The following is a 4511-nucleotide window of genomic DNA, read 5'->3' on the forward strand; positions in this document are numbered from 1 at the left end:
CCGCCTCACTTGCGTCAGGGGACGAACAACCGCCGATCAGCGCCGTCTGGCCCGCGCCGGCCGCGAAACGCGGCGACTCACGGGGCGCTCGCCCCCTCGACCTCCCCCTTGTCCATCAAAACGGCGTGTGCCGCCGCCAAGCGCGCGATCGGTACCCGTGGGCCGGAACAGGAGACGTAGGACAGACCTATGGAATGGCAGAACCGGATGGACTCCGGGTGCCCGCCGTGCTCTCCGCAGATACCCACCTTGAGGCCCGACCGGGTTTCCCGCCCCCAGCCGACAGCCAGTTCCATCAGCTTGCCCACACCCTTGGTGTCCAGGACCTCGAAGGGGTTGTCCTGCAGTATCTGGTTCTCGTTGTAGAGTGGGAGAAACTTGTTCTCCGCGTCCTCGCGGGAAAACGAAAAGGTCGCCTGGGTCAGGTCGTTGGTCCCGAAGGAGAAAAACTCCACCTCCTCGGCCAGACTTCCGGCCCGCATGCAGGCGCGCACCACCTCGATCATGGTGCCGAACTTGAGGGGTACCTCGACACCACTCTGCTCCTCCACGGACTGCTGGACTTCCCGGACAGTGCGGTACACGAACTTGAGCTCCTGCGCGGTGGAGACCTGCGGCACCATGATCTCGGGATGGACATCCATCCCTTCCTTGATGCATTCTGCGGCGGCCTCCAGGACCGCCCGGATCTGCATCGCATAGATCTCCGGAAACGTGATACCCAGCCGGACCCCGCGATGACCCAGCATGGGATTGACCTCCGTGAGCGTGCGTACCTTCCTGAGCATGGTCTCCTTCTTGATCATCGCCTCGTCGACCAGCCTCGGATCTGCCAGCTTCAGGACATTCGGCTGAACCGCGTCATCCGAGTACATGAGATTGACCGTATCGAACAGGACTTCGACGCCCAGTACGACATCGCTCAGGCGACGGAGCCGCTCCAGTTCCTCGGTCAGCTGCTGTTCGGAGGGAAGAAACTCGTGGATGGGTGGGTCCAGGAGCCGAATGGTTACCGGACGCGGCGCCATGACCTTCAGGATCTCCTTGAAATCACGGCGTTGGATCGGCAGCAGACTATCCAGCGCGACCCTGCGCTGTTCCTGGTCCTCGGCCAGGATCATGTCGATCACCAGGGGCAGGCGTTCGACACCGTTGAACATGCGTTCGGTGCGACAGAGGCCAATGCCGTTGGCGCCGTATCGCAGGGCCCGCTCGGCGTCGTCGGGGGTGTCGGCGTTGGCCATCACGCTGAGGGTTGAGGATTCATCCGCCCATTCCAGCAGCGTTTCCAACTCGCTGGTAAATGCAGGCTCGGTCGTCGGGACTTCACCGAGGTAGACGTCGCCCGTACTACCGTCGATCGTGATCAGATCCTCTTCGCGGATGATGTGCCCGCCGACCAGGGCCTGACGTCGCTGCACGTCGACCGAGATGCCTTCGGCCCCGGCGACGCAGGGCTTGCCCATACCGCGCGCGACCACGGCCGCATGCGAGGTCTTCCCGCCACGGGCGGTCAGGATCCCCTTGGAGGCAAAGAAACCGTGGATGTCCTCGGGCTTGGTCTCTTCGCGCAGCAGGATCACGCGCCGGCCCGTGCGCCCGAGTTCCTCCGCCCGGTCGGCGTCGAACACCGCATGTCCCGCGGCCGCCCCCGGCGACGCGGGCAAGCCCCTGGCCACCGGGGCATGTTTCGGCCCCGGCGCGAGCCGGGGAAACAGAAGCTGCTCGAGAGACTCGGGTTGCACCCGCAGCAAGGCCTCCTTCCGGGACAGCAACCCCTCGCGCACCATCTCCACGGAGGCGCGCACCAGGGCCGTCGCGTTCATCTTCCCGTTTCGGGTCTGCAGGCAGTAGAGGCTGCCCTTCTCGATCGTAAATTCGAAGTCCTGCACCTCCCGGTAGTGCTCCTCCAGCCGGTTTCGAAGTTCCTGAAGCTGGCGATACATCTCCGGCATCTCTTCGTGCAGGGCGTCGATCGATTTCGGGGTGCGGATACCGGCGACGACGTCCTCGCCCTGGGCATTGGTCAGGTACTCCCCGAAGAGCCGGTTCTCGCCGGTGTCCGGATAGCGCGTGAACGCGACACCGGTCGCCGAATCGTCGCCGAGGTTTCCGAACACCATGGCCACGATGTTGACGGCGGTACCATTCGCCATGTCGGTCGTGATCTCGAACTCGCGCCGGTAGTCCACGGCGCGCTTACCCATCCAGGAGTTGAATACGGCCTTGATGGCGGTCTCGAGCTGCTGGTAGGGATCATCGGGAAAGGGCCGGCCGGTCTCGCGCACCACGACCTCGAGGAACCGGTCGCTGATCTCCCGCAGGTCCCGTGCCGAAAGCCCTTCATCCTGGGCCACACCCGCCCGCTCCTTCACATCATCGAACTCGATGTCGAAGGCCTCGTCCGGTACGCCCAGCGCAACCTTGCCGAAGAGCTGAATGAAGCGGCGATAGGCGTCATAGGCGAATCGCTCTCCCCCTGTCTGGCGGATCAGACCCTTGAGCGTGTCGATGTTCAGCCCGAGATTGAGAATGGTGTCCATCATACCCGGCATCGACATGGCCGAACCCGAGCGTACCGAAATCAGCAGCGGGTTCTCCCCATCGCCGAACTGCTTGCCGGTCTTCTCCTCAAGTGCCGCCATCTGCACGCGCACGGTGTCCATCAACCCTTCAGGCAACCGGTGATCCGGATTCTCTAGGTAGGAGAGGCATGCCTCGGTGCTGATAACGAAACCCGGCGGCACATTGAGGCCGATCTGTGTCATCTCGCACAGGTTTGCACCCTTGCCACCGAGCAGTTGCTTATTCTTTCCGTCACCATCTTCAAACGCAAAAACCAGCGCCCGACGATCTTCCCGAATCGGGGCCTTCTGAAGGCTGTTATCCATGATGATCGAGTTCCCATGTCGATGAAGAGGAGTTCGAAAACCGACTTTGAAGCAAGCCGGACCATGGCATCGCCACCGCAACTCCCCCCTACCGGCGGCGACCCATACGAAGAATACCTGATCGGGACGCGTGGTGTGTGACAGATTTATGCGAGCCCGTGGCCCGGCGTGCCAGTACGCCGATGTCGGAGCTAAGCCCCGGAAGTTCGCGACTTAGGCGATTGCCGGAAAATGGCATGCCAGATCGCGCCGGATTTCCGTTCGTTATACCCGTCACGGACAGGTTTTCACGAGAAAGTGTGTGTCATATTCGTTAATTGTATGTCATTTGACAGAAATCGCCTTAAGTCTGTCCCGGAAAACGGACCTCAGCTTCTCCAGCTTGGGAGAGATCGCCACCGAGCAGTAGGGCCTGGCGGGATTGTCCGCGTAGTAGTTCTGATGGTAGCCCTCCGCCCTGTAGAATGTCTTCAAAGGCTGCACCTCTGTAACGATATCCCGATCGAAGTGCTGCGCCGCTTCGGTCAGCACCTCGCGGGCGACGGCCTCCTGCTCCTCGTCATGGGCGAGCACGATGCTTCTGTACTGCGTTCCCCGGTCCGCGCCCTGACGGTTCGGCGTCGTCGGATCGTGAGTGCCCAGGTGGATCCGCAGCAGGTCCGCGTAGGAGATCACCGAGGGATCGAACACGATCTGGACGACCTCCGCGTGCCCCGTATCCCCCGCGCACACGCGATGGTAGTCGGGATCCTCGGCATGCCCGCCGGCGTAACCGCTCTCGACGCGTATGACACCTTCGATCTGCTGGAAGATGGCCTCGGTGCACCAGAAACAGCCCCCGCCGAAGGTGGCCTTCGCCTCCGATGCGGCATTCTTCTGCAACGCGACGGCGTTGATGCAGTACCTCAGCCCGCCCGGGGCGGGTCCGTCCGGAAAAACGTGGCCGAGATGCGCCCCACAAGTGTTGCACGTGGTCTCGATACGTTGCATTCCGTGCGAATTGTCGACGTGATAGGCGATCGCGTTGTGTGCGACCGGTTGGGTGAAGGCGGGCCACCCCGTACCGGAATCAAACTTCTCCGAGGAATCGAAAAGCACGGTGTCGCAACCGACGCAGCGATAGACGCCGGGCTCGAAGACACCGCACATCTCAGAGCTGAACGGCATCTCCGTCCCCTTGCCCCGGGTGACTCGGTGCTGCTCGGGCGTGAGCTCCGCCCGCCAATCTTCGTCGGTCTTGTGAACCCTGCGATCCGGTTCCGGGTTTCCCTTCCCGGCGAAATGAAGGACGTCTTTCCAGTTCAGCATGAGAGACTTCTCCTCATCGATCAACGCAAATCGACGGTAAGGGATGGCAAAGAGGCCCGTCGGTGACAACGAGATTGACCGCCGGCGCACCAACTCCATTACACCGGGCAACGATAGTCCAACCACCGAATCCACTCTACCCGACAATCCGAAGGGAAAAATCGGACCGTAAGGCGATTGCCGGAAAATGGCATACCGGATCGCGCCGGGTGAGCTGCGAAGCAGTGAACGGCTTGGGCAGGAAGCCCAAGACCGGTGCCCAAGCAAAGCAGGGACAGCGCCGCGCCGGGATCGTTCGTCATCCAGGCGCGA

The 4511-nt window shown here is 62.3% G+C and carries 2 protein-coding genes; both read right to left on the minus strand.

The window, feature by feature from the left end; genetic code table 11:
- Positions 1-77: 77 nt before the first annotated feature.
- A complete protein-coding gene (ppdK, locus tag LJE91_16405) occupies positions 78-2891 on the minus strand; it encodes a pyruvate, phosphate dikinase (protein ID MCG6870250.1) in 2814 nt (937 codons plus the stop codon).
- Positions 2892-3215: 324 nt separating this feature from the next.
- A complete protein-coding gene (locus LJE91_16410; protein ID MCG6870251.1) occupies positions 3216-4199 on the minus strand; it encodes a bifunctional methionine sulfoxide reductase B/A protein in 984 nt (327 codons plus the stop codon).
- Between the last annotated feature and the right edge of the window lie 312 nt (positions 4200-4511).

It is taken from the genome of Gammaproteobacteria bacterium (assembly GCA_022340215.1).
Taxonomy (GTDB): domain Bacteria; phylum Pseudomonadota; class Gammaproteobacteria; order JAJDOJ01; family JAJDOJ01; genus JAJDOJ01.